Here is a 575-nt window from a genome sequence, read left to right on the forward strand (position 1 = left end):
GTATTGGCCAGGGACTTTTCATCAACGGCATAACCGTGGTTTTGGGCCGTAAAATCCAAACGCTTGGAATCAAGCGATCTAACCGCATGATTAAAACCGCGGTGACCGAATTTCATCTTATAAGTTAAAGCTCCGTTAGCTAGGGCAAAAAGCTGGTGGCCCAAACAAATTCCAAACATAGGCTTTGCTTTTTGCAGGCTTCTGATCAACGGAAGCGCGTAAGCTGCCGAATTGGGATTGCCCGGTCCGTTGGACAGCAGGACACCGTCGATGTTGGCGGCTAAAACCTTTTTGGCCGATGTATCGGGAGGAAAGACAATCACATTGCAATGCCTTTTTGCCAAAGAAAACAGAATAGAATTCTTCAGACCGAAATCGATCACGGCGATCGTCGGTCCATCGGAAGGATCCTGGTAGGCAGTCCGGCTGGCCACCTCTTTAACCTGCTGATCAGAAAAACGGCTGGTTTGTAATTCTTTTAAACTAGTCCCGTTTATTTGATCGATAAGGCAGGCCTTCATAACACCAAACTCTCTGATTTCTTTGGTTAAAGCCCGTGTATCGATTCCGCTGAT

The 575-nt window shown here is 47.0% G+C and carries 1 protein-coding gene; it reads right to left on the reverse strand.

Translation table 11 applies throughout. The features are described from left to right. Positions 1 to 575 (reverse strand): glutamine amidotransferase-related protein (locus KH893_RS11555; protein WP_281166248.1); only part of this gene is annotated, 575 nt, incomplete at both ends.

This window comes from Liquorilactobacillus sicerae, from assembly GCF_029916425.1.
GTDB lineage: Bacteria > Bacillota > Bacilli > Lactobacillales > Lactobacillaceae > Liquorilactobacillus > Liquorilactobacillus sicerae.